The sequence below is a fragment of the uncultured Luteimonas sp. genome (assembly GCF_947492465.1).
Classification (GTDB): Bacteria; Pseudomonadota; Gammaproteobacteria; order Xanthomonadales; family Xanthomonadaceae; genus Luteimonas.
Genome location: NZ_CANLNF010000001.1, coordinates 305365 through 327747, shown reverse-complemented (window position 1 = coordinate 327747; position 22383 = coordinate 305365). Strand labels below are relative to the sequence as shown.

20 protein-coding genes and 1 riboswitch are annotated in these 22383 nt (G+C 71.9%); of the genes, 11 read left to right on the top strand and 9 right to left on the bottom strand.

From position 1 onward, the window contains the following. Nucleotides 1-85 precede the first annotated feature (85 nt). Nucleotides 86-1159 (top strand): uroporphyrinogen decarboxylase, encoded by a 1074-nt coding sequence (hemE, locus tag Q0863_RS01400; protein WP_298573769.1) that lies wholly within the window; start codon nucleotides 86-88, stop codon nucleotides 1157-1159. A gap of 46 nt (nucleotides 1160-1205) precedes the next feature. On the opposite strand, the gene Q0863_RS01395 is transcribed toward hemE, so the two are convergent. After that, entirely contained in the window at nucleotides 1206-2063 is an 858-nt protein-coding gene (locus Q0863_RS01395; protein WP_298573768.1) for a DNA ligase, read from the bottom strand. Between the two features lie 113 nt (nucleotides 2064-2176). Further along, on the bottom strand, nucleotides 2177-5713 hold the full coding sequence (locus tag Q0863_RS01390) for a two-component regulator propeller domain-containing protein (protein WP_298573767.1): 3537 nt from the start codon (nucleotides 5711-5713) through the stop codon (nucleotides 2177-2179). 194 nt (nucleotides 5714-5907) lie between these two features. On the opposite strand from Q0863_RS01390, the gene Q0863_RS01385 reads away from it, so the two are divergent. The 3 genes from Q0863_RS01385 to Q0863_RS01375 are packed head-to-tail and all read left to right on the top strand — an operon-like array spanning nucleotide 5908 to nucleotide 7747. Continuing rightward, a complete protein-coding gene (locus tag Q0863_RS01385) occupies nucleotides 5908-6603 on the top strand; it encodes a YceI family protein (protein ID WP_298575819.1) in 696 nt (231 codons plus the stop codon). After that, a complete protein-coding gene (locus tag Q0863_RS01380) occupies nucleotides 6600-7178 on the top strand; it encodes a cytochrome b (RefSeq protein WP_298573766.1) in 579 nt (192 codons plus the stop codon). Before Q0863_RS01385 ends, Q0863_RS01380 begins: the two co-directional genes overlap by 4 nt. Before the next feature lie 2 nt (nucleotides 7179-7180). Further along, the gene (locus tag Q0863_RS01375) at nucleotides 7181-7747 is read left to right on the top strand and encodes a YceI family protein (RefSeq protein WP_298573765.1); all 567 of its coding nucleotides are present in this window, start codon (nucleotides 7181-7183) and stop codon (nucleotides 7745-7747) included. Here Q0863_RS01375 and Q0863_RS01370 read toward each other — a convergent pair whose 3' ends face one another. Then, nucleotides 7748-8167, bottom strand: coding sequence for a hypothetical protein (locus tag Q0863_RS01370; protein WP_298573764.1), 420 nt, complete (start codon nucleotides 8165-8167; stop codon nucleotides 7748-7750). Nucleotides 8168-8172: 5 nt separating this feature from the next. After that, a complete protein-coding gene (locus tag Q0863_RS01365) occupies nucleotides 8173-8403 on the bottom strand; it encodes a glutaredoxin family protein (protein WP_298573763.1) in 231 nt (76 codons plus the stop codon). A gap of 118 nt (nucleotides 8404-8521) precedes the next feature. On the opposite strand from Q0863_RS01365, the gene Q0863_RS01360 reads away from it, so the two are divergent. Continuing rightward, nucleotides 8522-9904: an L-serine ammonia-lyase gene (locus tag Q0863_RS01360; protein ID WP_298573762.1), complete on the top strand. Its 1383-nt coding sequence runs from the start codon at nucleotides 8522-8524 to the stop codon at nucleotides 9902-9904. A 138-nt stretch (nucleotides 9905-10042) separates the two neighbouring features. Here the strand turns inward: Q0863_RS01360 and Q0863_RS01355 are convergent, their stop codons facing one another. Genes Q0863_RS01355 through Q0863_RS01345 form a run of 3 tightly spaced genes read right to left on the bottom strand, consistent with a single transcriptional unit; the run spans nucleotide 10043 to nucleotide 13385 of the window. After that, nucleotides 10043-11119, bottom strand: coding sequence for a homoserine dehydrogenase (locus Q0863_RS01355; RefSeq protein WP_298573761.1), 1077 nt, complete (start codon nucleotides 11117-11119; stop codon nucleotides 10043-10045). After that, nucleotides 11116-12345: an O-succinylhomoserine (thiol)-lyase gene (locus Q0863_RS01350; protein ID WP_298573760.1), complete on the bottom strand. Its 1230-nt coding sequence runs from the start codon at nucleotides 12343-12345 to the stop codon at nucleotides 11116-11118. The genes Q0863_RS01355 and Q0863_RS01350 overlap by 4 nt, the downstream gene beginning before the upstream one ends. After that, entirely contained in the window at nucleotides 12342-13385 is a 1044-nt protein-coding gene (locus Q0863_RS01345) for a homoserine O-succinyltransferase (RefSeq protein WP_298573759.1), read from the bottom strand. The genes Q0863_RS01350 and Q0863_RS01345 overlap by 4 nt, the downstream gene beginning before the upstream one ends. 101 nt (nucleotides 13386-13486) lie before the next feature. Continuing rightward, nucleotides 13487-13614, bottom strand: a riboswitch (SAM riboswitch). A 95-nt stretch (nucleotides 13615-13709) separates the two neighbouring features. Between Q0863_RS01345 and Q0863_RS01340 the strand changes: the two genes are divergently transcribed. From Q0863_RS01340 to Q0863_RS01315, 6 genes are all read left to right on the top strand, one after another. Then, a complete protein-coding gene (locus Q0863_RS01340) occupies nucleotides 13710-14804 on the top strand; it encodes a phytase (protein ID WP_298573758.1) in 1095 nt (364 codons plus the stop codon). Next, complete coding sequence (locus tag Q0863_RS01335; protein WP_298573757.1) at nucleotides 14801-15712, top strand: M23 family metallopeptidase; 912 nt, start codon at nucleotides 14801-14803, stop codon at nucleotides 15710-15712. The genes Q0863_RS01340 and Q0863_RS01335 overlap by 4 nt, the downstream gene beginning before the upstream one ends. Before the next feature lie 272 nt (nucleotides 15713-15984). Then, nucleotides 15985-17589 (top strand): peptide chain release factor 3, encoded by a 1605-nt coding sequence (locus Q0863_RS01330; RefSeq protein WP_298573756.1) that lies wholly within the window; start codon nucleotides 15985-15987, stop codon nucleotides 17587-17589. 149 nt (nucleotides 17590-17738) lie between these two features. Then, nucleotides 17739-18398, top strand: coding sequence for a hemolysin III family protein (locus Q0863_RS01325; protein ID WP_298575817.1), 660 nt, complete (start codon nucleotides 17739-17741; stop codon nucleotides 18396-18398). Between the two features lie 77 nt (nucleotides 18399-18475). Next, the gene (locus tag Q0863_RS01320) at nucleotides 18476-20434 is read left to right on the top strand and encodes an AsmA family protein (RefSeq protein ID WP_298573755.1); all 1959 of its coding nucleotides are present in this window, start codon (nucleotides 18476-18478) and stop codon (nucleotides 20432-20434) included. A 53-nt stretch (nucleotides 20435-20487) separates the two neighbouring features. Continuing rightward, nucleotides 20488-20913 carry a TonB family protein gene (locus Q0863_RS01315; RefSeq protein ID WP_298573754.1) on the top strand — a complete coding sequence of 142 codons (426 nt, stop codon included), beginning with the start codon at nucleotides 20488-20490 and terminating at the stop codon, nucleotides 20911-20913. 3 nt (nucleotides 20914-20916) lie between these two features. On the opposite strand, the gene Q0863_RS01310 is transcribed toward Q0863_RS01315, so the two are convergent. Together Q0863_RS01310 and Q0863_RS01305 are read right to left on the bottom strand one after the other, a co-directional pair. After that, the gene (locus tag Q0863_RS01310) at nucleotides 20917-21345 is read right to left on the bottom strand and encodes a CBS domain-containing protein (protein ID WP_298573753.1); all 429 of its coding nucleotides are present in this window, start codon (nucleotides 21343-21345) and stop codon (nucleotides 20917-20919) included. Then, a complete protein-coding gene (locus tag Q0863_RS01305) occupies nucleotides 21305-22333 on the bottom strand; it encodes a glycosyltransferase family 2 protein (RefSeq protein WP_298573752.1) in 1029 nt (342 codons plus the stop codon). The genes Q0863_RS01310 and Q0863_RS01305 overlap by 41 nt, the downstream gene beginning before the upstream one ends. Nucleotides 22334-22383: the final 50 nt, after the last annotated feature.

Here is a 22383-nt window from a genome sequence, read left to right as displayed (position 1 = left end):
CGTCCATGCCCGGCGGATCCCGGTCGCGCTGCGCGGCCCCTCCCCCCATCACAGGTCCGGATCGATCGCCGGACACGGAAACGCCATGACCAGCCCCCTGAAGAACGCCCGATTCCTGCGCGCCCTGCGCCGCGAGCCCGTGGACCACACTCCCGTCTGGCTGATGCGCCAGGCCGGGCGCTACCTGCCCGAGTACCGCGAGACGCGCCGCCAGGCCGGCAGCTTCCTGGCCATGGCCAAGAACCCGGACATCGCCTGCGAGGTCACGCTGCAGCCGCTGCGCCGCTTCCCGCTGGACGCGGCGATCCTGTTTTCCGACATCCTCACCATTCCCGATGCGATGGGCCTGGGCCTGTATTTCGTCGAGGGCGAAGGCCCCAAGTTCGAGCGCCCGGTGCGCAGCGCCGCCGACGTGGCGAAGCTCGGCGTGCCGGACATGGAAACCGGACTGCGCTACGTGATGGACGCGGTGCGGGTGATCCGGCGCGAACTCGACGGCGCGGTGCCGCTGATCGGCTTCTCCGGCAGCCCCTGGACGCTGGCCTGCTACATGGTCGAGGGCGGCGGCAGCAAGGACTTCGCGCGGATCAAGGCGATGGCACTCAACGACCCGCAGGCGCTGCATGCCCTGCTGTCGGTCAACACCGACGCGGTGATCGCCTACCTGGCCGCGCAGCGCGCGGCCGGCGCGCAGGCGCTGCAGGTGTTCGACACCTGGGGCGGCGTCCTGTCGCCGGCGATGTACCGCGAGTTCTCGCTGCCCTACCTGCAGCGCATCGCGCGCGAGCTCGAGCGCGGCGACGGCGAGGCGCGCGCACCGCTGATCCTGTTCGGCAAGGGCAACGCCGCCTACCTGGAAGACCTGGCCGCCAGCGGTGCCGAGGGCGTGGGCGTGGACTGGCTGGTGGAACTTGGCGAGGCCGCGCGCCGGACCGGCGGCAAGGTCGCCGTGCAGGGCAACCTCGACCCGACCACGCTGTACGGTTCGCCCGACGCGGTCCGCCGCGAGGTGCGGCGGGCGCTGGACAGCTGGCGCGACGGCAATGGCGGCTCGCGCGACGGCCACGTGTTCAACCTCGGCCACGGCATGTCGCCGGACATGAACCCCGACCACGTCGCGGCGCTGGTCGACGAAGTGCACGCCTACAGCGCGCGTTGAGCGACGGCGTCGCGTCCCGCCTCGCGGCGGGCGCGTGCCCGGATTCCTACTCGGGATCGGGCGGCGGCAGTTCGTGGCGCACGCGCAGGAACCGCGCGAAGCGCGGGACGCCCTTGCCGGTGAGGCCGTTGTAGCGATAGGTCACGTGGCTGCCCACCGCGGGCGGCGACGCGCGCTGCGCATCGGACAAGCCGCTGCCCAGGCGGAAGCGCAATCCGTCCGGCCGCTCCACCACCAGCGCACCGAGCATGCCCGCGTACTTGCCGCGGCCGGCGGTGTGGCCGACCACGCGGGCCTCCGCATCCTGCCAGGGCTTGAGCTTGAGCAGCCCGTCGCTGCGGCCGGCCCGGTACAGCGCGTGCCGGTGATGCAGCATCAGGCCTTCGCCACCGGCCGAGACCACCGCCTGCAGCCGCGCCTCGAGCGCCGCGGCATCGGCGAAACGCTGTTGCGGGACGGGCCGCAGCCAGGCCACGCCCGCGCCCGCGAGCAGGACGCGCAGGCGCTGCAGCCGCTGGTCGAAGCCGCCGGGGTGTGCGGGCAGGTCGAACACCATGAAGCGCACCCGTCGCCACGCCGCGTCGTCCGGACGCTGCGCGCGCACCAGCGCGCTCACCTCGTCGAACCGGCCGCGCCCGATCCACAGTTCGCCGTCCATCGGCACCGGCGGCCAGTTCGCGACGAACCAGTCCGGCGCCGCGATCCGTCCGCCGCCGCGCGTCCACAGCGCGCGCCCGTCCCAGCGTCCGCGCACCCCGTCGAACTTCTCGCTGACCCAGTAGTCGCCGACCGCGACGCCGGCCTGGTAATCCCGGGCGAGCATGAGCGACGGCGGCTGCGCGCGGCCGGGAACGGCGCACAGGGCCAGCAGGAGCGACAGCAGCACGGCGAGGCGGACCGGCATGGCGGAAGTCCGGAGCGATGACGGACCCGAGTCTCGCCGGCCCGGTGCCATCGGCGACATCGGGCAGGCGCGGCGGATGGCGTAGGAAAACGCCCCGCCGCGCAGGCCCGCGGTCAGCGCCGGACCGTCTCGGCCAGCACGGCGGCGAGCATCGCGCCGGTCACCGGCTTGCGCAGGAAGGCATCGAAGCCGGCGTCGGCCGTCGCGGCTTCCGCTTCGCCATCGGCGCGCGCGGTGACCGCGATCAGCGGCGCGCCGAAGCCGTTTGCGCGCATCAGCCGGGCCAGGGTCAGGCCATCGATGCCCGGCAGGTCGAGGTCCAGCAGGGCGGCATCGAAGGCGTGGAGCGGCATCTCCGACAGCGCCGCCAGCCCGTGCGCGACGTGCACGACGCGATGGCCCTGCGCTTCCAGCAGCCCGCTGACCACGCGGGCGATGGTCGGGTCGTCCTCGACCAGCAGCAGCGACAGTTCGCCCGCGCTGGCGACCGCCTGCGGTTCGGGCAGCGCCGACGGTGGCGCGCAGGGCTGCAGGGGCAGTTCGACGATGAAGGCGGTCCCGCGGCCCGGCGCGCTGTCGATGTCGATGCGCCCGCCCATCGCCGCGGCCAGCTCCTGCGAGATCGCCAGGCCCAGTCCGCTGCCGCCATAGCGGGCGCTGGTGCGGGCGCCCTCGGCCTGCTCGAAGCGCCGGAACAGCCGCTGCTTCTGCTCCTCGTTGAGTCCGGGCCCGGTGTCGCGCACGGTCAGTCGCACGCCCGGGGGCTGCATCGCCTGCACCTGCAGGCCGACGCTGCCGCGCTCGGTGAACTTGACCGCGTTGCCCAGCAGGTTGAGCAGGATCTGGCGCACGCGGCCGGCGTCGCCCAGCACCCAGTGCGGCACGTCGGCGGCGATCTCCTCGTCGAATGCCAGTCCGCGCTGCTGCGCCTGCGGCGCGCAGAACGCCACGGTCTCGCGCACCAGCGCGTGCAGGTCGAACGGCTGCTGGTCGAGCTGCAGGCGGTCGGCCTCGATGCGGGCAAGATCGAGCGCGTCGTTGACCAGGCGCAGCAGGTGCTCGCCGGCGCGGCGAATCGACTCGACGTGGCCGCGCTGGCGCGCGTCGAGGTCGGTGGCGGCCAGCAGTTCGCTCATGCCCAGCACGCCGGTCATCGGCGTGCGCACTTCGTGGCCCAGCGTGGCCAGGAAGCGGGTCTTGGCCAGCGAGGCCTGCTCGGCCAGCTCACGCTTGTGCTCGGCCAGTTGCCAGGCATGGCGGCGCTTGAGCCGGGCGCGGTACTGGCTGGCCAGCAGCCCCAGCAGCGCCAGCGCGCCCAGGATCCAGACCGCGGTCGCCAGGCCGGTACGCCACCAGGGTTCGTCGACCACGAAATCCAGGCGCTGCACCGGCGTCCATTCGTCGTCGGCGGTGCGGGCCTGCACTTCCAGCGCGTAGGTGCCGTGGCGCAGGCTCGGGAACATGCGCTCGCCCGACGCGCCGACCTCCACCCAGTCCGGGTCGTAGCCCTCGAGCCGGTAGCGGTAGCGGTGCGCGTGCGCATCGGTGAACGAGAGCAGGCGCGCGACCACGGTCAGGTCGCGGTCGTCGTGGCGCAGGACGATGGGCGCGTCGGCGGGGAAATCCAGCAATTCCTCGCCCCGGCGCGCACGCACCGACTCGATCGCCAGCGTCGGCGTGCCTTCGCCGACCTGCACGTGGCGCGGATGGAACAGCAGCAGGCCATCGGCGGTGCCGACCGCGATGTGGCCGCGCGCCGAGGGCTCGAACGGATAGTCGCTGAACTGCTGGCTGGGCAGGCCGTCGAGCACGCTGTACACGCGCAGGCGTTCGCGCTGGGCGTCGTAGCGCACCAGTCCGCGCGGCGTGCTCATCCACACCACGCCCAGCGCATCCACCGCCAGTCCGCCCGGCGCGACCGCCGGCAGGCCATGGCGCGCATCGACGGTGCGTTCGGCGACCAGTTCCGCGCCGGTCCAGCGGTACGACACCAGCATGCCGCTGCCGCCGACCCAGACCGTGTCGTCGGGGGCGTAACCGAAGGCGAACACCTGCCAGCCCGGCCCGCCCGGCACCGGTTCGAACATGCGCGCGCCTGCGTTCCACATCAGCAGCCCCTGCGCGGTCGCCAGCCACAGCGCGCCATCGGGACCGCGCGAGACCTGCTGCAGGGCGTTGCCTGCCGGGAATCCTTCGGGGCCGCCCGCCGGCATCGCCTGGAGCACGCGGCCGTCGGGTGCGCGCAGCTGCAGCGCGTCGGCCGATGCCACCCAGATCGACCCGTCCGGCTCCTCGACGATCTGCGAGACCACGCCCGCGGATGCCGGATCGACCGCATCGCCGTGATGCCAGCGCTGCAACTTGCCGCTGCGCGGTTCGTAGCGGGTCACCGAGCCGAGGCAGCCGATCCACACGCTGCGATCGCGCACCTCGCGCACGGCGTACGGCAGCATGTCGCCGCAGACGCCGCTGGCGCGGTGCTCCACCTGGGCCGTGTGCGGGTCCAGCCAGTCGAGCACGCCGCCGGTACCGACCAGCCAGAACCCGCCGTCGATGGCCGGCGCGGCGCTGTGGACGAAGGCGTTGCCGGAGGATGCCGGGTCATCGAGCCGGCGCCGCAACACGGTGAAGTTGCGCCAGTTGGCCGGCAGGTGCCAGAGGCCGGCCTCGGAACTGGCGAGCCACAGGCCGCCTTCGCGATCCTCCAGCGCCGTCGACCAGGCCGGCCGCACCAGGCCGCGGCTGGTGTTGCTGTAGAGCGGCACGTCCTCGATCCGCCCTCCCCGCTCCAGCGCCAGCCCACTGCGCGTATCCAGCCAGCGCGCCCCCTGGCGGTCCTGCACCAGCATGCTCAGCACCGGCTGGCCCAGCACCGGGTCGCGCCAGGGTGCGGCCTCGATCCTGCCGCTGGCGTCGCGGTAGACCCAGGCGCTGCTGGTGGTCCCGATCCACAGGTCGCCGTCCCGGTCGAGCACCAGCGCGTTGACCGGGGGGGCGGGCTGCACGTCCTGCAGCAGGCGGTCGAAGCCGTCGCCGGTCCAGCGCGCCAGGCCCTGGTAGGTGCCCACCCACAGCCGGCCGCGACGGTCCACGCGCAGCCAGGTGATCGCCGGCGAAGGCAGGCTGCGCGGGTTGCCCGCCTCGGGCATGAAGCGGCGGATGCTGCCGTCCTCGTCGATCCGGTGCAGGCCGCCGTCGGCGGTGCCGAACCAGATCGCGCCATCGGGCGTCTGCGCCACCGACCAGACATCGTTGCTGCCGATCTGCGGGTGCGTGCTGCGGTCGAAATGGACGAAACCGCGACGCCGCGCATCGAGCATCGCCAGGCCACCGTTCTGCGTGCCCACCCAGACCCGGTCGCGAGCGTCGACGAACACGATCCAGACATGGTTGTCGTTCAGGCCGTCGCCGACGCGCCAGATCCGGTAGCCGACGCCGTCGTAGCGCGCGAGGCCGTCGCGGGTGGCGATCCACAGATAGCCCTGGCGATCCTCGGCAAGCGCATTGATCCGGTTCGAGGGCAGCCCTTCGTAGACGCTGATCTGGCGCGGCATCGGCAGCTGCGGCGGCGACAGCGGTTCCACGGCAGCGGCCGGGCCGCCGGCCAGCGCCAGCCACCACACCACCACTGTCAAGGCGATCGCCCGCATCCGGCCTCCCCGCTCGCCGTGCCTGTCCCTGGCGCGCCTGCGCACGCGGCCCCGCATCCTCGCAACGCTCCGTTGCCGGCGCAAGCCCGGATGCCGCCCGCCGCGGCGGCCTAGAATGCAGGCCACGGATCCGTCCGCCCCGCGAGCCGCCGATGCCCCGTTTCCTGCCGCGCCTGTCCGCGATCGCCTGGCTGATGCTGGGCCTGGCCGGAATCGTGCATGCCGAGCCGGCCCGCTACGCCCTCGATCCGGTGCATACGCGGGTGCTGGTGGCGGTCGACCATGCCGGCTTCTCCACCGCGCTGGGCACGATTTCCGGCAGCAGCGGCATCCTGCGCTTCAGCCCCGGCGACTGGGCCGGCGCGCGCGTGGAGGTGGAGATCCCGCTGCAGCGCCTGGATTTCGGCGACGAGGACTGGAACCGCGCCACGCTGGCGCGCAACCTGCTCGATGCCGACGCGCATCCGGTCGCGACCTTCCGTTCGACCCGCGTCGAGCCGCTGGACGCGCAGCGGGCCATCGTCCATGGACTGCTCGCGCTGCGCGGCGTGAGCCGCGAGGTGGCGCTGGAGGTGCGGCTCAATGGCGCCCGTCGCCACCCGCTGCCGCCGTTCCGGCGCACCGTCGGCTTTTCGGCGACGGCGACGCTCAGCCGCGCGGACTTCGGGATCACCGCCTGGCGTTCGATGATCGGCGATACGGTCGAGCTGCGGATCGAGGCCGAGGCCACGCGCGTGCGCGGCACCGACGCCGGCGAGGACGCCGGCAGCGAACCGGCCGATGCCCCTGCAGCAGAGGCAGCAGAGGCAGCAGAGGCAGCCGAAGCGGACGATGCGGCCCGGGACCGGACCGACCCGCCCCCCATTCCCGAACCGGAGCCCCGACCGTGAGCCTGCGCAACTCCCGCGAACACTGGGGCGCCGTCAGCCAGGCGTTCCACTGGCTGATCGTGCTGCTGATCCTGGTCCTGGCGATCGTCGGCCTGACCATGGGCGAACTGCCGCGCACGCCGAAGTATTTCTGGGTGTACACCGCGCACAAGTCGCTGGGCATCACCGTGCTGGCGCTGATGCTCGCGCGCCTGGGATGGCGGCTGTATGCGGGCGCGCCGGCGCCGGTCGCCGGCACGCCGGGCTGGCAGGCGGCCATCGCCAACCTCACCCACTGGCTGCTGTACGCGCTGGTGCTGGCCATGCCGCTGTCGGGCTGGCTCTACGATTCGGCCAGCGGACTGCGCCCGTTCCGCTACTTCGGCCAGTTCGACATGCCCAAGCTGGCCGGACCCAACGAATGGCTGGCCGACCTCGCCCGCGACGCCCATGGCCTGCTGTTCTGGGTGCTGGTCGCGGCCGTGGCCGCGCATGCGGGCGCCGCGTTCTACCACCACCTTTTCCAGCGTGACGACACCCTCGTGCGCATGTTGCCCCGCCGCAGCACGCGCCCCCGCCCCGGCCCGGAATCCTGATCATGTCCAACCGACTCACCACGCCCGCCGCCGTCACCGCCATGCTGGTGGCGATGCTGGCCGCGCCCGCGGATGCCGCCGAGTACGTGCAGGCGCCCGGGTCCTCGCTGGCCTTCGCCACCAGGTACGACGGCGAGGTGTTCACCGGCCGCTTCGGCGGCTTCGACACCCGCCTGAGCTTCGATCCGGAGCGGCTTGGCGATTCGCGGCTCGATGTCACCATCGAACTGGCCGGCACCAGCACCGGCAACGCCGACCGCGATTCGACCCTGTCGGGCGGCGACTTCTTCGACGTCGCCCGGTTCGCGCGCGCCCGCTACGTGGCCGAGACCTTCCGCGCCCTCGGCGGCAACCGCTACGCGGCCGAGGGCACCCTCAGCCTGCGCGGGGTGAGCCGGCCGGTGACGCTGGAGTTCACCTGGACGGCGGGCACGCCGGCCCTGCTCTCCGGCCATGCCACGGTCAGGCGCCTGGAATTCGGCGTGGGCGGCGGCGACTGGTCCGACACCGGCGTGATTCCCGACGAAGTGGCGATCAGCACGCGCGTGTACCTGCACCCGGCACCCTGATCAGGCCGCGGGCGGGGGTTGGAAGCAGCCGCGCGCGCCATCCTCGGCGGCGAGGCAGGCGCGCAGCCCGGCCCCGTCGGCATGCAGCTCCAGGTCGAACACCTGCCCCGACCGCATCAGCACGACCGCATGCCAGATGCCGTCGCGCGGCCGCCACGGCGGCGCTGGCGCCATCGACGGCGGCTGCAGCGGCAGGTGGGCGCTGTCGGCAAGCATGCGGCGCAGGTTGGCCAGGTCCAGTTCGCGCGGGGCGCTGGTCACCGCGCGCAGCACGATGATGCGTTCCACCTGCGCCGGATCGAGCACCGCGCCCACCGTCAGCCCCTGCCAACGCGACGGTTCGCCGCCGCCAGGCTTGCCCAGGTGCACGTCGGCGCCGGTCGCGCCCGCGGCGAACGCCATGCCCGCCAGCAGCGCCATCGCCTTCACCGGCCGGCGGCCTGCTGCAGGCCAGCCGGATCGAACGGCCAGTCCAGTTCGCTGCCGGTGGCCGTGTCGCGCAATACCGGCACGCGCTGGCCGTAGCGCGCCTCCAGTTCCGGATCGTCGTCGATGAACACGCTGCGCGGCTCGGCGAAGCGGGCCCGCGCCAGCAGTTCGAGGGCCTGGTCGCACAGATGGCAGTCGTCGCGCTGGTAGAGGATGTAGCGGGACATGCGGGGCGCCGGGCGGAAGGGACCGGCGAAGCGTAACGGACCGGCCGGCGCCCGGCACCGTAGCGCAGCCGTTACGGCAGCAACCAATACAATGGCCGCTCGCACCAGGAACGCCGGAATGTCCGTCAGCACCTTCGACCTCTACAAGATCGGCATCGGCCCCAGCTCCTCGCACACGGTCGGCCCGATGCGCGCGGCCGCACGCTTCGTGGAACGCTGGCTGGTCGAGCCCGGGCGGCTGCACGAGGTGGCGCGGGTGCGCGCCGAGGTGTTCGGCTCGCTGGCCCTCACCGGCCGCGGCCACGGCACCGACAAGGCGCTGCTGATGGGACTGGAAGGGCACCTGCCCAACCTGATCGACCCGGACATCATCCCCGCCGCGCTCGAGCGCATCCGCGGGGAGCGGTGCATCGTCCTGGGCGGCACCCACCGGATCGCCTTCGACGAGAAGCAGGACCTGGCGATGAACAAGCGCCAGAAGCTGCCGCACCATACCAACGGCATGCGCTTCACCGCCTGGGACGCGGCCGGCGCGGTGATCGCCACGCGCGACTACTACTCGGTCGGCGGCGGCTTCGTGGTCAACCAGGACGAGGCGGCGAAGGATCGCATCGTCGCCGACACCACGCCGCTGCCCTACCCGTTCCGCAGCGGCGACGAACTGCTCGCCCAGGCGCAGGCGCACGGCCTGAGCATCGCCGCGCTGATGCTGGAGAACGAGAAGAGCTGGCGCAGCGAGGCCGAGATCGCGCAGGGCCTGCGCGAGCTGTGGGCGGCAATGCAGGCCTGCGTGGCGCGCGGCATCCGCGAGGAAGGCACCCTGCCCGGCGGCCTCCACGTGGTCCGTCGCGCGCCGGCGCTGCACAAGGAGCTGGTCGCGCGTCCCGAGGCGGCGATGCGCGATCCGCTGACCGTGCTCGACTGGGTCAACCTGTACGCGCTGGCGGTCAACGAAGAGAACGCCGCCGGCGGCCGCGTGGTCACCGCGCCCACCAACGGCGCGGCCGGCATCATCCCGGCGGTACTGCACTACTACCACCATTTCTGCCCCGGCAGCAGCGAACGCGGCGTGTTCGAGTTCCTGCTCACCGCCGCGGCCGTGGGCATCCTCTACAAGGAGAACGCCAGCATCTCCGGCGCCGAGGTCGGCTGCCAGGGCGAGGTCGGCGTGGCCTGCTCGATGGCCGCCGCCGGCCTGACCGCCGCGCTGGGCGGCACCCCGGGCCAGATCGAGAACGCGGCGGAGATCGGCATGGAACACAACCTCGGCCTGACCTGCGACCCGATCGGCGGACTGGTGCAGATTCCCTGCATCGAGCGCAATGCGATGGGATCGGTGAAGGCGATCAACGCCAGCCGCATGGCCCTGCGCGGCGATGGCCAGCACAAGGTGAGCCTGGACAAGGTGATCCGCACCATGCGCCAGACCGGCCGCGACATGCAGGACAAGTACAAGGAAACCAGCCGCGGCGGGCTGGCGGTGAACATCATCGAGTGCTGAGGTCCGCGGTGCCTCGCTCTCCGCCTCGCAGCGGAGGGAGAGGGAGGTCGCGAGGGCGCACGTCACGTCGCGCCTGCCCCCCTTCGCGGAAACTTCCCCGCGCCGCCATCAGCCGCAGGGAAGTGTGCGGCCGCTCCCTCAGCCGTTCGCGATCCGCAGCACGTCGTCCAGCAGCGCCGCCGCAGTCACTTTCGCACCGGCGCCCGGCCCCTGCAGCACCAGCGGCTGCTCGCTGTAGCGGTCGCTGAAGATCGCCGCGCGGTTGTCGGTGCCGCTTCCGCTGGCCAGCGGGTGCGACAGCGGCAGCGCGCGCAGGCCGACGCTGGCACCGCGTTCGGCGTCGAAGCGGCCAACGAAGCACAGCCGGGCGTCGTTGCGGTAGGCATTGAGGAAGCGCTCGCGCAGCGGCGCGTCCAGCGCCGCGAGCTGGGCGTCGACCGCGTCGGCGGCGGCATCGCGCAGCGCGTCCGGCACCAGCGAGGACACCCGGATCTCGCGCGCCTCGAGCGGCAGCCCGGCGGCGCGCGCCAGGATCAGCAGCTTGCGACGCACGTCCTCGCCCGACAGGTCCTGGCGCGGGTCAGGCTCGGCATAGCCGGCGTCGCGGGCCTCGCGTACCAGGTCGGAGAACGGCCGGGTGTCGTCGTAGCGCGACAACAGCCAGGCCAGCGAACCCGACAGCACGCCCTCCACCGCATGGATGCGGTCGCCGCCCGCGACCAGCTCGCGGATCAGGCGCAGCAGCGGCAGGCCCGCGCCGACCGTCGCCGAATCGCCGTAGCGCGCGCCCTCGCGCTGCGCATCGACGATGGCCTGCGCGCGCGCCAGGTCGCCGCCGTTGCCGAGCTTGTTGGCGGTCACCACGTGGATCCCGCGCAGCAGCCATTCGGGATGCCAACCGGCCACGGTGTCGCTGGCGGTGGCATCGATGACGATGTCGCCGCGCGCCAGCGATTCGCCCTCGGCCCACGGCGGCACCTGGGTGGCGCTGCGCGGCGCCGAGCGCGCCTGCACGATGGCTGCATCCGGCGAGTCGCCGGCCGCCACCTGTACCCGCGAGTTGCTCAGCCAGGCGAACGCCGGCAGCGGCACGCCGCGCTCCACCAGCTGGCGGTAGCGCTCGACCACCGCGCTGCCGACCACGCCGGTACCCAGCAGCGCCAGGCGTCCGCTGCGCGCGGGGGCCGAGGGACGGATCGGGGTCACCGTGCTCATGCGTCCACCCGCAAGCCAGCAGCGCCGGGCCGGGTCTGCGCGAGCGCGCGATCGAGGGCGGCGGCCAGGTCGGCCTGCAGGTCCTCGCAGGCCTCGATGCCGATCGACAGCCGCACCAGGCCATCGGGAATCCCCGCCGCCGCGCGCGCCTCGGCGGTCATCGCCGCATGCGTCATCGAGGCCGGATGCGCGACCAGGCTTTCCACGCCGCCCAGCGACTCGGCCAGGGTGAAATGGCGCAGCCCGTCGACGAAGGCGCGCACCGCATCGACGCCACCGTCGAGTTCGAGCGAGAGCATCGCGCCGAAGCCGTTCTGCTGGCGCGCCGCCACCGCGTGCCCCGGATGCGAGGCCAGGCCCGGGTAATGCACCTTCGCCACCGCCGGGTGCGCATCGAGCTGTGCGGCGATCGCCTGCGCGTTCTCCTGGTGCACGCGCAGCCGCGCGTCCAGCGTGCGCAGCCCGCGCAGGGTGAGGAAGCTGTCGAACGGCGAGCCGGTGATGCCCAGGGCGTTGGCCCACCAGGTGAACCGCTCGTGCAGTTCGGGCGTGGCGGCGACCACGGCGCCGCCGACGACGTCGCTGTGGCCGTTGATGTACTTGGTGGTCGAGTGCAGCACCACGTCGGCGCCGAACGCGATCGGCTTCTGCAGCGCCGGCGACAGGAAGGTGTTGTCGACCACCGCCAGCGCGCCCGCGCGATGCGCGGCCTCGATCACGAAGCGCAGGTCGGTGACCCGCAGCAGCGGGTTGGAGGGCGTTTCGATCAGCACCAGCTTCGGCGACTGCGCCAGCGCCGCGGCCAGCGAACGCGGATCGGTGAGGTCGGCGGTGATCAGTTCGAAATGGCCCTTGCCCGCCAGCGCGTTGAACAGGCGCCAGCTGCCGCCGTAGGCGTCGTGCGGCACCACCAGCTTCTCGCCCGGCGCCAGCAGCGCGTTGAGCACCAAGGTGATCGCGCCCATGCCGGTGGCGGTGACCACGCCGCCGGCGCCGCCCTCGAGTTCGGCCAGCGCTTCGCCGAGCAGGTCGCGGGTCGGGTTGCCGCTGCGGGTGTAGTCGTACTCGCGCTTGTTGCCGAAACTCTCGAAGCTGAAGTTGCTCGACAGCACGATCGGCGGCGTCACCGCACCATGCGCGGTATCGCGGTCGATGCCGGCGCGCACCGCGCTGGTGGCGGGACGACAGGCCCCGTGGCTGGCAACGGGCGTGGAACTGGCGGTCATGCGGGTTCTCCAGGGTTGCGCAGCGCGCCGGCGAGGATGCCGTCGATGCGGTCGGTTTCCTTCAGGAAGGCGTCGTGGCCATACGGCGAGCGCAGCACGCGCAGCTGGCCGGGAATGCCGAGCGCCTCGACCAGCGCCACCGAATCGGACAGCGGCACCAGGCGATCGCCCTCGACCGCGACCACCAGGGTCGGCACGCGCACCTGCGCGGGGTCGATGCGGTGCAGGTCGATCGATTCGGACAGGCGCAGCCAGGCGTTGACCGGCGTGCGCGCCACGAAGCGCGCGCCGGCGGCGTCGAGGTAGTCCTCGGCGGCCACGCGCACGCGGCCGTTGACCACTTCGGGCGGCGCGTCGAAGCGCTCCTCGAACTCTTCGGGCGTGCGGTAGCTGAGCATCGCGAACTGGCGCGCCAACGACAGCCCCTGCACGTCGGCGCACTGCAGCTGGCCGAGCGCGACCGCCTTGCGCTGCAGCGCGCGCCAGGCCGCGGCGTAGGGGTGGGCGCGGTGCGCACCGCTGACCGCGACCAGCCGGTCCAGCCGCTGCGGGTGGCGGATCGCGAACTGCAATCCGACCAGGGCGCCGTACGAGTACCCGACGAAGGCGCGCAGCGCGCCGATGCCCAGCGCATCGAGCAGGGCGGCGACGGCGTCGGCCTGGTCGGCGGTGTCGATCGGCGTGTCGAGCCGGCCATCGGCGCCGACGTAGTCGAAGCCCAGGATGCGCCAGCGCGCCGGATCGAGCGTGCGCCCGGCGCCCACCAGGTCGTTGGCCCAGCCGGCCTCGGGAAATCCGGCGTTGGCCGCGATGTGGCGGTGCGCGGAAATGCCGCCGGCCACCAGCACCACCGGCGCACCGGCCGGTCCGCTGAGCTCCCAGGCCAGGCGCACCTGGCGCGGCCCGGCATGGCGCAGCGCCAGGGTCGGTTCCAGCACGCCGCGACGCGGCCCGGCCACCTCGGCGCCAGGCACGCGCGCATCCGTCGTCGCCGCGGCAGGCGGCGGACGGTGGCTGGCGGTGGCGTGGACAAGACCCATGGCGCAATCCGGTTGGCAGCAAGGGCCAACGAGGCTTGCGGGGATCGGAAGATTGCCGGGCTGGCCGGCCAGATGCGCATCCACCCGCGAGGGGCGCCGCACAACCATCTTCCGGTGGACGCACAGGTCCCCGCAGGACTTGGCACCGCGACAGAGCCGACCTTGCGGTCGCCTCCATCAGGTTGCCCCGGCTTCTTCGGGCCTGTCCCTCAGCCGGTCTCGATGGATGCGTGCAGGTTGCCAGCGTCCCGGCCGCTTGTCAATCGCTTCATGCCGATGAAGCGATACTTCGTTTGGGCCGCACTTGCGGCGATAATCCGCGCCATGCGTCCTGCCCTCCCCTTCGTGGCGGCCCTGCTGCTGGCTGCCTGCGCGACTCCGCGCGTCCCGGTGATCGCCACCGGCCCTGCGACCCCGCCGCCGGCGGAGGTCGCCACCGTGCCCGAGCGGTACGTCACCATCGAGAATCCTGACGACGAGCTCGACTCGCTCGCCACCTGGCCCACCGAGGACGGCGCGGTGTGGCTGATCGCCACCGCCAAGAACACCCACGAACTGGTGGTGTTCGACGCCGACAGCGGCGAGCAGCTGCGCGGCGTCGGCCGCCGCGGCAGCGGCGAAGGCGAGTTCCTGCGGCCCAACGGCGTGTTCGTCCACGGCGACCTGCTGCTGGTATCCGAACGCGACAACCGCCGCGTGCAGATGCTGTCGCTGCCCGGTTTCCGCCCGCTCGGCAGCTTCGGCGAAGGCCTGCTGCGCAGCCCCTACGGGCTGTGGGCGCATGAACCCGAACCCGGCGAACTCCAGGTCTATGTCACCGACAGCTTCATGGACGGGGCCGATTTCAGGACCGTGCCGCCGCTGTCGCAGCTCGACCGTCGCGTGCACCGCTTCCGCATCGACCTGCAGATCGGGGATCCGCCGCAGGCGCACCACCTGGGCGCGTTCGGCGACACCGCGCCCGCAACCGCGCTGCACATCGTCGAATCGCTGCACGGCGACCCGGCGCATGACCGCCTGCTGGTCGCCGACGAGGATGCGCGGCAGGGCACGGCGCTGCGCGAATACACCCTGGACGGCCGCTTCACCGGTGGCGGGCTGCAGCCCGGGACGTTCCTGGCCGAACCCGAGGGCATCGCGCTGTGGGCCTGCACCGCCGGGACCGGCTACTGGATCGCCGTCGACCAGCTGCGGCCGCTGACGGTGTTCCGGGTCTTCGACCGGGTCAGCCTGGCCCCACGCGGGGCGTTCAGCGGGCAGGTCACCGCCTGGACCGACGGCGTCGTGCTGCACGCGGCCTCCACCGCGCGCTTTCCGGCCGGCGCCCTGTTCGCCGTCCACAGCGACCGCGCGGTCGCCGCTTTCGACCTGCGCGATGTCGCCCGCGCGCTCGACCTGGACCCGGCCTGCATCCAATGAGCCGGCACCGGCTGGCGATCGCCACTGCGGCGCTGGCGCTGGCGATGGCCGCCGCCGCGCAGGCCTCGACGGTCTATCGCTGGACCGACGCGCAGGGCCGCGTCCACTACGCCGACCGGGTCGACGGCACCCCGCGCGCCGGCGCCGTCGAGCGCCTCGCCCTGCCGGCCGAAGCCGCCGCGGTGGCCCGCCTGCGCGTGGAGCCGGACGCCGACGGCGCCCTCGCCTGGATCGACAACCTGCTCGCCGGCCCGATCGAGGTGATGCTGCACGCCGAGGGCGAGGCGGCCGTCGCCAGCGATCCGCCCCTGCCCGCGCGCGGCACCGTGCAGCCGCGCTCGGCCACGCTGCTGGCGCGCATCGCGCGGGGCAACCCGCGCCTGCGCGTGGTCGCGGTGCCGGGATCGCCGAACGCGCGGCCGCGCGACGTCGAATACGCCTGGCCCCTGGCGTCGGCACCGTTGCGCATCCAGCAGGCCTGGGGCGGCGGCTACAGCCACCACGACGCAGAGAACCGCCATGCGGTCGACTTTGCCGCACCGGTCGGCACCCCGGTGGTCGCCGCACGCGACGGCGTGGTGATGCAGGCCGAGGCCCGTTTCGACGAGGCCGGGGCCGACGAGGACGAGGCCGCGCTGCTGGCGCGCGCCAACTTCATCCGCGTGCTGCACGACGACGGCACGATGGCCCTGTACGCCCACCTGCAGACCGGCGGCGTACTGGTCCGCACCGGCCAGCACGTGCGTCGCGGCCAGACCATCGGCCGCTCCGGCAACACCGGGCTGAGCACCGCCCCGCACCTGCATTTCGTGGTCCACGCCAACCGCGGCATGCGCCTGGAGTCGGTGCCGTTCCGGATGTTCGGGCCGCAGGGCATCCTGCGCTTCGAGGCCACGCCGGGCGGGTAGGCGCGGCGGGCTTTTCGGGCGGGATCCTCGATCGTCGCGGGTCGCCACCACAGGCCGGACCGCCAGGCCCGACGGGCGACACCGGATCGGAGGAAGCTGGGGCACGGCGGTGCGGGTCCACGCCAGTGGGCGACGTCGCGGCCGCATGCAGCAGGCGGACGCCGCGGGCCGCATCCGGCACGCCCGTATCCCCAGCCGGCCCTTCACCGCGCGTGGCCGTATAATTTCCGGCTTTCCGCAGACCTCCCGGCGCCACCGCGGCGGGTATCGCCATGCCCGACGTTGCCACTGAAGCCGCGCGCCGCCGCACCTTCGCCATCATCTCCCACCCCGACGCGGGCAAGACCACGCTGACCGAGAAGCTGCTGCTGTTCGGCGGCGCGATCCAGATGGCCGGCTCGGTCAAGTCGCGCAAGACCTCGCGCCACGCGACCTCCGACTGGATGGCGCTGGAGAAGGAGCGCGGCATCTCGGTCACCTCCTCGGTGATGCAGTTCCCCTACGAGGGCCGCATCATCAACCTGCTCGACACCCCCGGCCACGCCGACTTCGGCGAGGACACCTACCGCGTGCTTACCGCGGTGGACAGCGCGCTGATGGTGATCGACGTGGCCAAGGGCGTGGAGGAGCGCACGATCAAGCTGATGGAGGTGTGCCGCATGCGCGACACGCCGATCATGACCTTCATCAACAAGCTCGACCGCGAGGGCAAGGATCCGATCGACCTGCTCGACGAGGTCGAATCGGTGCTCGGCATCCAGTGCGCGCCGGTGACCTGGCCGATCGGCATGGGCCAGCGCCTGAAGGGCGTGGTCCACCTGCTCACCGGCGAAGTGCACCTGTACGAGCAGGGCCGCAACTTCACCCGCCAGGATTCGACCATCTTTCCCTCGCTCGACGCGCCCGAGCTCGCCGCCCGGATCGGCGCGGACATGCTGGCCAACCTGCGCGACGAGCTCGAGCTGGTGCAGGGCGCCAGCCATCCGTTCGACAAGCAGGCCTACCTCGAGGGCAGGCAGACGCCGGTGTTCTTCGGTTCGGGCGTGAACAACTTCGGCGTGCAGCCGCTGCTGGACTTCTTCGTCGAGCACGCGCCGTCGCCGCGGCCGCGTGCGACCACCGGGCGCGAAGTGGCGCCGCAGGAAGACAGGCTGACCGGCTTCGTGTTCAAGATCCAGGCCAACATGGACCCGCAGCACCGCGACCGCGTCGCCTTCATGCGCGTGTGCTCGGGGCGCTTTTCCGCCGGCATGAAGGCCTTCCACGTGCGCAGCGGCAAGGAACTGAAGCTCGCCAATGCGCTGACCTTCATGGCCAGCGACCGCGAGATCGCGGCCGAGGCCTGGCCCGGGGATGTGATCGGCATCCACAACCACGGCACCATCTCGATCGGCGACACCTTCACCGAGGGCGAGTCGCTGAGCTTCACCGGCATCCCGAACTTCGCGCCGGAGCTGTTCCGCCGCGCACGTCTGCGCGACCCGCTCAAGCTCAAGCAGCTGCAGAAGGGCCTGGCGCAGCTGTCGGAAGAGGGCGCCACCCAGTTCTTCCGCCCGCTGATGAGCAACGACCTGATCCTGGGCGCGGTCGGCGTGCTGCAGTTCGACGTGGTCGCCTACCGGCTCAAGGACGAGTACGGCGTGGACGCGATCTTCGAGCCGGTGCAGGTGGCGACCGCACGCTGGGTGAAGTGCGACGACGGGAAGAAGCTGGAGGAGTTCCGCGACAAGCACGCGCTGAACCTCTCGATCGACGCCGCCGGCGAGCTGGTCTACCTCGCGCCGACCCGGGTCAACCTGCAGCTGGCCCAGGAACGTTCGCCCGGCGTCGAGTTCATGGCTACCCGTGAGCACGCGCATTCGGTGGCGGCCGGCTGAGGACGTCGAAGCGAGCGCCGCCGCCACGTCCCGGGCCGCCCGACCCCAGGCACCGGGCCAGCCGTGAACGCAGCCCGGTGGCGCTCCCACGCCCCGCGGCAATGCGGTAACGTATGGACGTGAGCACTCCCCACAGCGAGTTCCGCGCAGTGCGCGCGCGCCGGCGCGCCGCACGCCTTGCGCATCTGCGCGACGAGGTCGCCAGCGCGCTGACCCACGGCTTCGGCGCTGCCGCGGCGCTGGCCGGCGGCGCGGTCCTGATCACGCTGGCCGCGATCCACGGCGACGGCTGGCAGCTGGGCGCGGCCATCGTGTTCGGCGTCACCCTGCTGCTGCTCTACCTGGCGTCCACGCTGTACCACTCGATCCAGCATCCGGTCGCCAAAGGCCGGCTCAAGGTCTTCGACCACTGTGCGATCTACCTCCTGATCGCCGGCACCTACACCCCCTTCACGCTGATCGGACTGCGCGGATCCTGGGGCTGGGGCCTGTTTGCCGCGATCTGGACGCTGGCCCTGGCCGGCGTGGTGTTCAAGCTGTTCTACACCGGCCGTTTCAAGCGGCTGTCCACGCTCATCTACGTGGCGATGGGCTGGCTGGTCCTGGTGGCGATCAAGCCGGTGATGGCCACGCTCGACGCCTGGACCTTCGGCTGGCTGATCGCTGGCGGCGCGTTCTACACCCTGGGCACGTTCTTCTACCACCGCGAATCCCTGCCCTACGCGCACGCCATCTGGCACCTGTTCTGCATTGGCGGCAGCGTCTGCCACTACGTGGCGGTGCTGGCCCAGGTGGTGCCCCAGCCCTGACCACGCGGGCCTCGCGAAACTGAACCCTTCGCATCGCTTTCGCGCAGGGATGACGCGACGCGCGCAAGTCTGGCGCCATGTCCAGCCCCACCCCAGCCCCCAACGCGCGCAGCGCGATCCGGTTCCGCCGGCCATCACGACGCACGCTGGCGGTGCTGGGCGTGATCGCCGCGCTGCTCGTGCTGCTGGTGTTGCTCTGGGACTGGAACTGGTTCAAGCCGCCGGTCGAGGCCGTCGTCGAAGCGCGCACCGGTCGCGAATTCGAGATTGCCGGCGACCTCGACGTCGACCTGGGCCGCGTCATCACGGTCACCGCGGACCGCCTGCGCCTGGGCAACCCGGAGTGGTCGGCGCATGCGGACATGGCCACCACCGAGCGGCTGGTGCTGCAGTTCGAGTTCTGGCCGCTGCTCATCGGCAGGCTGCGCCTGCCCGAACTGCGCCTGCTGCGGCCCGATGTGCGCCTGGAAACCGGCCCCGAAGGCGGACCCGGCAACTGGGATTTCGGCTTCGACGATGACGGCGGCGAACCGCTGCAGCTGCGCAGGCTGTGGGTCGACGAGGGCCGCCTGCGCTTCGAGGATGCGCGCAGCGAGACCGCCATCGACATCGAGCTGGCCAGCCAGGAAGCATCGAAAGCGGGCGCGGCGCCGTCCATGGCGCTCGAGGGAAGCGGCGAGTGGAGCGGCAACGAGTTCAGCCTGGAGGGCACCGCCGAATCGCCGCTCGAACTGCAGGACACCGAACGTCCCTATCGTCTCGACCTGCGCGCGCGCGCCGGCGCCACCCGCGCGCACGCCCGCGGCAGTCTGATCGATCCGTTCCGGCTGCGCGATTTCGACGTGCAGTTCGCGCTCTCCGGCCGCAACCTCGCCCACCTGTATCCGCTGCTGGGCCTCGCGCTCCCGGATTCACCGCCCTACTCGGTCGATGGCCGCCTCACCCGCGACGGCACTACCTGGCACTACGACACGTTCACCGGCAAGGTCGGCCAGAGCGACCTGGGCGGGTCGGCCGCGGTCACTACCGGCGGCGAACGCCTGTTCTTCAAGGCCGACTTGGTATCCGACCGCCTGGACTTCGACGATCTCGCCGGCTTCGTCGGCGCGGCCCCGGACGCCGAAGGCGAGCAGCTCGACCCGGTCCTCGCCGCCCAGGCCGCGGAACAGGCCGCCCGGGGCAAGGTCCTGCCTTCGCACCCCTATCAGCTGCACAAGCTGCGCTCGATGGACGCGGACGTACGCCTGCGCGCGCGCCGCATCAACGCGCCGGACCTGCCCATCGACGACATGGACGCGCACCTGCTGCTGGAAGCCGGGCTGCTGCGCCTGGACCCGCTCAACTTCGGCATCGCCGGCGGCGAGATCCGCGCCGACGTCCGGATGGATGCGCGTCGCGACACCATCCACACCCGGGTCAAGGCCGCGCTTCGCCAGGTCGAGCTGGCCCGGCTGTTCCCTGACGTGGAACTGGCCAAGGACACGGTCGGCCGCCTGGCCGGCAGCTTCAACCTCGCCGGCACCGGCAATTCGGTCGCGGCCATGCTGGCCAGCGCCGATGGCGACGTGGCGGTGGGCATGGGCCGCGGCGAGATCAGCAACCTGCTCGTGGAACTCGCCGGCATCGACATCTACGAGACGGTGAAGTACCTCATCGGCAAGGACCGCAAGGTGCCCGTGCGTTGCGCCTTCGCCGATTTCGGCGTCAAGCAGGGCGTGATGGATTCGCGCGCGCTGGCCTTCGACACCACCGACACCATCATCGTGGGCAAGGGCCAGATCGACCTGGGCGAGGAAACCCTGGATCTGGAACTGCGCCCGCGCCCCAAGGACCGGAGCATCCTCGCCCTGCGCTCGCCCCTGCACGTGGGCGGAACCTTCGCCGATCCCAGCTTCCGCCCCGACTTCGCCCGCCTCGGGCTGCGCGGGGCCTTCGCCCTGGCACTGGGCAGCATCGCGCCACCGGCTGCATTGCTGGCCACGCTGGAACTGGGACCGGGCGAGGACAGCAACTGCGGCGGCGATTACGCGAAGTAGGCGCCGATCCACGACAATACCGGACGCCATCCATCCGCCAGGAGAAGCGACCCATGTTCCGCAACGCATTGGCCATCGCCTGCCTGTTTGCCTCATTCGCCTCGGCGACGCACGCGCTCGACCGCGTTCCGCGGGAACTGACTCCCCTCACGGCGCCGCAGATCGAGCAGCTCAACACCGTACTCGGCGGGCAGTCCTCCGACACCTATGACACGCCGCCCCGGGTGCTTGAAGCCTTCGTGCCGATCTACCCGGCAAGCCGCCTGTTGTCCGGCAAGACCGGCAGCTGCCATGTGAGCTTCAGCATCGATGTCGACGGCCGTGCCAGCGACGCTTCACCCGATCCCGATGCAGACGAAAAGATGTGCGCACATGCGCTGTTCGCCCTGCAGTACTGGCGTTTCGAGCCGGCGACGCGGTCCGGGGAAGCGGTCGTCGTCCGATTCCGGATGCCCTTCCACTACGACATCACGCGCTGACGCTCAGCCGGCGATGTAGCGCTGCAGCTGGTCGAGTTCGTGCTGCTGGTCCTCGATCACCGCGGCCACGAGGTCGCCGATCGAGATCATGCCCACCACCGCGCCCTGCTCGATCACCGGCAGGTGCCTGATCCGGTTGTGCGTGACCAGCTGCATGCAACCCGGGACGCCATGGTCGGGGCCGACGGTGATCACCTGCGCGGTCATGATCGCGCTGACCGGGGTGTCCTTCGACGAACGCCCCTCGAGCACGATTTTGCGCGCATAGTCGCGCTCGGACAGGATCCCGACCAGGCGGGAGCCGTCCATCACCAGCACCGCGCCGATGCCCTTGGCCGCCATCAGCCGGATCGCATCGATGACCGGTGCGTCCGGGGCGACGGCGAACAGTTCAGGCGTCTTGGCTTCCAGTAGTTGACGCACCGTACGCATGGCGCTTCCCTCCCGATGGCTGCGATGCGGCCGAGCATACTCCGGCGGGCGTGGGACGCCAGTCCTCGACCAGGTACAGCGGGCGCTGCTTGGACTCCTCGTACAGCCGGCCCAGGTATTCGCCGATCAGGCCCAGCGCCACCAGCTGCACGCCGCCCAGGAACAGGATCACCGACATCATCGTCGGCCAGCCCGCCACCGGGTCGCCGTAGAACAGCGCCTTGGTCACGATCATGAGCGCGTACGCGAAGGCGAGCAGCGCCACGAAAAGGCCCAGGTAGGTGGCCAGCCGCAGCGGTGCGGTCGAGAAGCTGGTGATGCCCTCGAGCGCGAAGTTCCACAGCTTCCACAGGTTGAACTTGCTGTGCCCGGCCACCCGCGCCTCGCGCCGGTAGGGCAGCGCGACGCGGTTGTAGCCGATCCAGCCGAACAGCCCCTTCATGAACCGGTGGCGCTCGCGCAACTGCCGCAAGGCCGCCAGCGCGCGCGGCGACAGCAGGCGGAAATCGCCGGTGTCGGTCGGAATGGGCGTTCTCGACAGCCGCTGGATCACGCGGTAGAAGACATGGGCGCTGGCGCGCTTGAGCCAGCCCTCGCCATCGCGCTGTTCGCGCATGCCGTAGACATCGTCGTAGCCCTGCCGCCAGAGCGCCACGAAACGCGGCAGAAGTTCCGGCGGGTCCTGCCCATCGGCGTCGAGGATGATCGCCGCCCCTTCCTCGACCCGGTCGAGGCCGGCGGTAAGCGCCGCCTCCTTGCCGAAGTTGCGCGACAGCCGCAGCAGCGCGACGCGACGGTCGCCATTGGCCAGGCCGCGCATCACGTCCCAGGTGCCGTCGCGGCTGCCGTCGTCCACGTACAGGATCCGGCCTTCCACATGGTCGTCCGCCAGCGCATCCAGCACCCGCGCCAGGCGCACGTGCAGCAGCGGCAGCGCCTGGGCTTCGTCCCGCGCGGCAATGACGACGGTCAGCAGGTCATGGCTCATGGCGCGCATCGTAGCCGAGGCGGGCGCGGTTTCGTGCCGGCCTTGTCGAA

Coding starts and splice junctions, on each gene's coding strand:
- Q0863_RS01375 (WP_298573765.1), top strand. CDS start 7,181: ATGTCCAACCGACTCACCACGCCCGCCGCCGTCACCGCCATGCTGGTG.
- Q0863_RS01350 (WP_298573760.1), bottom strand. CDS start 12,345: ATGACCGCCAGTTCCACGCCCGTTGCCAGCCACGGGGCCTGTCGTCCC.
- Q0863_RS01370 (WP_298573764.1), bottom strand. CDS start 8,167: ATGGCGCTGCTGGCGGGCATGGCGTTCGCCGCGGGCGCGACCGGCGCC.
- hemE (WP_298573769.1), top strand. CDS start 86: ATGACCAGCCCCCTGAAGAACGCCCGATTCCTGCGCGCCCTGCGCCGC.
- Q0863_RS01340 (WP_298573758.1), top strand. CDS start 13,710: ATGCGTCCTGCCCTCCCCTTCGTGGCGGCCCTGCTGCTGGCTGCCTGC.
- Q0863_RS01330 (WP_298573756.1), top strand. CDS start 15,985: ATGCCCGACGTTGCCACTGAAGCCGCGCGCCGCCGCACCTTCGCCATC.
- Q0863_RS01360 (WP_298573762.1), top strand. CDS start 8,522: ATGTCCGTCAGCACCTTCGACCTCTACAAGATCGGCATCGGCCCCAGC.
- Q0863_RS01390 (WP_298573767.1), bottom strand. CDS start 5,713: ATGCGGGCGATCGCCTTGACAGTGGTGGTGTGGTGGCTGGCGCTGGCC.
- Q0863_RS01315 (WP_298573754.1), top strand. CDS start 20,488: ATGTTCCGCAACGCATTGGCCATCGCCTGCCTGTTTGCCTCATTCGCC.
- Q0863_RS01320 (WP_298573755.1), top strand. CDS start 18,476: ATGTCCAGCCCCACCCCAGCCCCCAACGCGCGCAGCGCGATCCGGTTC.
- Q0863_RS01335 (WP_298573757.1), top strand. CDS start 14,801: ATGAGCCGGCACCGGCTGGCGATCGCCACTGCGGCGCTGGCGCTGGCG.
- Q0863_RS01395 (WP_298573768.1), bottom strand. CDS start 2,063: ATGCCGGTCCGCCTCGCCGTGCTGCTGTCGCTCCTGCTGGCCCTGTGC.
- Q0863_RS01355 (WP_298573761.1), bottom strand. CDS start 11,119: ATGAGCACGGTGACCCCGATCCGTCCCTCGGCCCCCGCGCGCAGCGGA.
- Q0863_RS01345 (WP_298573759.1), bottom strand. CDS start 13,385: ATGGGTCTTGTCCACGCCACCGCCAGCCACCGTCCGCCGCCTGCCGCG.
- Q0863_RS01310 (WP_298573753.1), bottom strand. CDS start 21,345: ATGCGTACGGTGCGTCAACTACTGGAAGCCAAGACGCCTGAACTGTTC.
- Q0863_RS01385 (WP_298575819.1), top strand. CDS start 5,908: ATGCTGGGCCTGGCCGGAATCGTGCATGCCGAGCCGGCCCGCTACGCC.
- Q0863_RS01365 (WP_298573763.1), bottom strand. CDS start 8,403: ATGTCCCGCTACATCCTCTACCAGCGCGACGACTGCCATCTGTGCGAC.
- Q0863_RS01305 (WP_298573752.1), bottom strand. CDS start 22,333: ATGAGCCATGACCTGCTGACCGTCGTCATTGCCGCGCGGGACGAAGCC.